Origin of the sequence: uncultured Sphingomonas sp. (assembly GCF_946477935.1) — a bacterium.
Taxonomy (GTDB): domain Bacteria; phylum Pseudomonadota; class Alphaproteobacteria; order Sphingomonadales; family Sphingomonadaceae; genus Sphingomonas.
Genome location: NZ_CAMLAC010000279.1, coordinates 1 through 4057 on the forward strand (window position 1 = coordinate 1; position 4057 = coordinate 4057).

The 4057-nt window shown below is 68.8% G+C and carries 3 protein-coding genes and 1 pseudogene; 3 read left to right on the top strand and 1 reads right to left on the bottom strand.

All coding sequences use genetic code 11. The features are described 5' to 3' along the window. Positions 1-707 (bottom strand): trypsin-like peptidase domain-containing protein (locus tag Q0U08_RS18295; protein ID WP_298093113.1); only part of this gene is annotated, 707 nt, incomplete at its 3' end. Between the two features lie 146 nt (positions 708-853). Between Q0U08_RS18295 and Q0U08_RS18300 the strand changes: the two genes are divergently transcribed. The 3 genes and pseudogenes from Q0U08_RS18300 to Q0U08_RS18310 all read left to right on the top strand — a co-directional run. Beyond that, positions 854-2407: a CpaF family protein gene (locus Q0U08_RS18300; protein ID WP_298093114.1), complete on the top strand. Its 1554-nt coding sequence runs from the start codon at positions 854-856 to the stop codon at positions 2405-2407. 57 nt (positions 2408-2464) lie between these two features. Then, the gene (locus tag Q0U08_RS18305; RefSeq protein ID WP_298093115.1) at positions 2465-3703 is read left to right on the top strand and encodes a hypothetical protein; all 1239 of its coding nucleotides are present in this window, start codon (positions 2465-2467) and stop codon (positions 3701-3703) included. Between the two features lie 10 nt (positions 3704-3713). Beyond that, positions 3714-4057, top strand: a pseudogene (locus Q0U08_RS18310) (hypothetical protein); the annotation flags it as partial.

The following is a 4057-nucleotide window of genomic DNA, read 5'->3' on the forward strand; positions in this document are numbered from 1 at the left end:
CCCGCCGAGAGATAAGGCTGCTGCGCATCGCGCAGGAAACTCATCAACTCGGTATCGGCGATCGCGAAGCCGAAGGTCGAATCGCCTTCGTCCGCGCGGGTCAGCGCGGAGTTGACGCCGATCACGCGCCCGCACGGGTCGAGCAGCGGCCCGCCCGAATTGCCGCGCGCGATGCTCGCGGTGTGGAGCAGAACCTCGATTCCCGTCAGGCTGCGCCGCCCGGATGCCACACCCTGCGAGCGGACCGGCGACAGCGGCCGGATATAATCCGCCGCCGACTGCGCGGTCGCCAGATCGACATTGCCGGGATAGCCTAGCGCGATCACCGCATCCCCCTCCGCCACCGGCCCGGTATAGAGGGCAACCGGGGGCAGCCGCGCCTCGGTGATCTCGATCAGCGCCAGGTCGCGCCGCGCGTCATAGGCGATGACCCTGCCCTGATAGGATTTACTGCCCTCCGACGGCACGATGCCGACCACCACATTGTCCGGATAGCGCTCGGCCAGTTCCACGACATGCGCATTGGTGACGATACGGTTGGGCGCGACCGCAAAGCCCGATCCATGGCCGAACCCGGCCACCTGATCGTCGACCACCGCGATGGTCACCACCCGCACCACGCCGCGCGCCGCCGCCGCGATGTCGTCGGCCCGCGCCGGCACGGCCAGGCCGATGAGGAAAACGAATGCGAGGGCCAGCCGGGTCATCATCGCGCCCTCCTATCGCCGGGATGCGCCGGGCGGCAACCGCTTCATACCGGCCGCTTGCGGGATCGGAGCGCGGCATCGTCGGTTAGGTATATGGTAAAGCTTGCCGTTTAGGACCGATGCCACTTGCAAGGGATTCGTGTCGGATGAGCGCGTTCGGGCGTCGCAGTGGAATGGGATCGGGTCAGCCCGCACGGCCGGCCTTTGGCGTCGCACGGCCGATGCATACCGGGCAGGCCGGTGCGCGCGTGGTGCCGGCCGCCGAGCAGGACCTGCCCCCGTCCGCCTTTGCCGCCCCCGATCCCGCGCCTCTGCCCGGCGGCGATCTCGACGCGATCGGTCCGGGCACCATGCCCGGCATCCAGATGGATGCGATGCAGCGCCTGGCCGATCGCCAGGCCTCCAGCGGCGACGCCGGCAGCAGCCGTGCCGAGGGGTTCGAGGCGTCGGTCCACAAGATCAAGGAACAGGTGCTGCCGCGCCTGCTGGAGCGCGTCGATCCCGAAGCCGCCGCGACGCTGGGCAAGGACGAACTGGCGGAGGAATTTCGCCCGATCATCGGCGAGGTGCTCGCCGAGCTGAAGCTGACGCTCAACCGCCGCGAACAGTTCGCGCTGGAAAAGGTGCTGGTCGACGAGCTGCTCGGCCTGGGGCCGCTCGAAGAACTGCTCGCCGATCCCAACGTGTCCGACATCATGGTCAACGGTCCCGAGCAGACCTATGTCGAGCGCAAGGGCAAGCTGGAGATCGCCAACATCCAGTTCCGCGACGAGGAACATCTGTTCCAGATCGCGCAGCGCATCTGCAACTCGGTCGGCCGCCGTGTTGACCAGACCACGCCGCTCGCCGACGCCCGGTTGAAGGACGGCAGCCGCGTCAACGTCATCGTCCCGCCGCTCAGTCTGCGCGGCACCGCCATCTCGATCCGCAAATTCTCCGCCAAGCCGATCACGCTCGACATGATGGCGGGCTTCGGCAGCATGTCGCCCAAGATGGCGACCGCGCTGAAGATCGCGGGCGCCAGCCGGTTCAACGTCGTCATCTCGGGCGGCACCGGCTCGGGCAAGACGACGATGCTGAACGCCCTGTCCAAGATGATCGATCCGGGCGAGCGCGTGCTGACCATCGAGGACGCCGCCGAGCTTCGCCTGCAACAGCCGCACTGGCTGCCGCTGGAAACCCGGCCCGCCAACCTGGAGGGCCAGGGAGAGATCAGCATCCGCGATCTCGTCAAGAACGCGCTGCGTATGCGCCCGGACCGCATCATCCTGGGCGAAATCCGCGGCGCCGAGTGTTTCGACATGCTCGCCGCGATGAACACCGGTCACGACGGTTCGATGTGTACGCTCCACTCCAACTCCCCGCGCGAGGCACTGGCGCGTATGGAGAACATGGTGATGATGTCCGACATCAAGGTGCCCAAGGAGGCGATCAGCCGCCAGATCGCCGACTCGGTCGACCTGATCATCCAGGTAAAGCGCCTGCGCGACGGCAGCCGCCGGGTCACCAACATCACCGAGGTTATCGGCATGGAAGGCCCGGTGATCGTCACGCAGGAGCTGTTCAAGTTCGAATATCTGGACGAGTCGGCGGAAGGGAAAATCATCGGCGAATATCGCTCGATGGGTCTGCGCCCCTATACGCTGGACAAGGCCAAGCAGTTCGGCTTCGATCAGGCGTTTCTGGAGGCCTGTCTCTAAAGGGCACGGCGGCGCCACTGGCGCGGTGCCTGTGCTTGCTCTAGGGGCGGCCGCACGATGCGCCGCCTGCTGGTCCTGGCTCCCCTGCTGATCGCCCCCTTGGTGGTGGCGGCGACCCATGCCGCGCAACAGGCGCCCGCCCCCTCGTCCCCGCAAGCCAGCGTCGTGGTGGAGGCCGCGCGCGATCCCGGCGTGTCGCGGCTGTCGGACGACACCGAAAATCGCTGGGTGCCCTTCACGCTGACGCCCGGCAACCAGATCCGCTTCACCATGACGCTGGACGGACGATCGGTATCCGCGATCCTGGACACCGGCGTCAGCTTCACCGTGCTGGCGCGAAGTTCCGACGCGGTGGTGCCCAAACGCCTGCGCAGCGGCGGCAGTGCGACCGCGATCGGCGGCGCCGTGGCGGTCGGCTGGATGTCGACGCGCCGGGTCGAGCTGGGTGGCCTTGTTCGCACCGGCGGCGGCGTCACCGTGGCCGACCTGCCCGCCATCGCGACCGGCGACGCCCAGCCCGTCGACCTGCTCGTCGGCCGCGACCTGACCGCGCTCCACGCGCTCGACATCGACTATGCGGGCAAGCGCTTCCGCCTGCTCCCCTCCGGCCGGATGCCCTTTGCCGGCGCGGTCGCCCCGCTCACCGTTTCCCCCCAGCGGCGCGTCTATGAAAGCACGCTGCGGCTGGGCGCGGCGCGGCTGGCCCCCGTCATCGTCGATACCGGCGATGGCTCGTCCGTCACCGTCACCCGCGCCGGCTGGACCGCGGCGAAGCTCGCATCGCTGCCCGTCACCAGCACGATCGGCTTCGGCCTTGGCGGCGCCAGCGTCAACGACCTGGCGATCGTCCCGCACCTGACGCTGGGCACGCTCGACGCGCAGGATGTGGAGGTGCGGATCGAACCGCCCGGCGGCTTCAGCCAGTCGATCGGGGTTGCCGGGCGCATTGGGTCGGGCTTTCTCCAGCGCTACCGCGTGCTGCTCGATCCCTATGCCGGCCGCATGGTGCTGAAGGGTGACGGCGCGCAGACCCCGCCGCTGCGCTCCACCAGCGGCCTGCTCGTCGGCGTCGCGCCCGATCGCCTGCGCGTGCTGCACGTCATGCGCGGCAGCCCTGCCCAGGCTGGCGGCTGGCGCACCGACGATCTGATCTGCGCGGTCGATGGCCGGCCGGTCACGAAGGATTATGCCACCAGCCCGCTTGCCCGGTGGTCGGTCGGCGCGCCCGGCACGGTGGTGCGCCTGTCCGACTGCAACGGGCAGACGCGGACGCTGACCCTGCGCCGCTTCTACTGAGCCCGTCTCCATGATGCGCGCGCGCGACCTCCTGCTGTTGCTGCTCGCCGCCGTCGCGCTGCGCGGCTGGGACATCGGCAACCCGGTGATCCATGTCGACGAGCAATATTATCTGGTGGTCGGCGCGCGCATGCTGGACGGCGCGGTGCCCTATCTCGACATCTGGGATCGCAAGCCGATCGGGCTGTTCCTGCTTTACGCGCTGTTTGCCGCCGGGCCGGGCAATGGCATCGTCACCTATCAACTGGCCGCGTTGGTCGCCGCATGGGGCACCGCGGCGCTGATCTATCTGGCGGCCGGCCGGATCGGGGTGCGACGGCGCGGCGCGCTGGCGGCGGGCGCGGTCTATCTGAT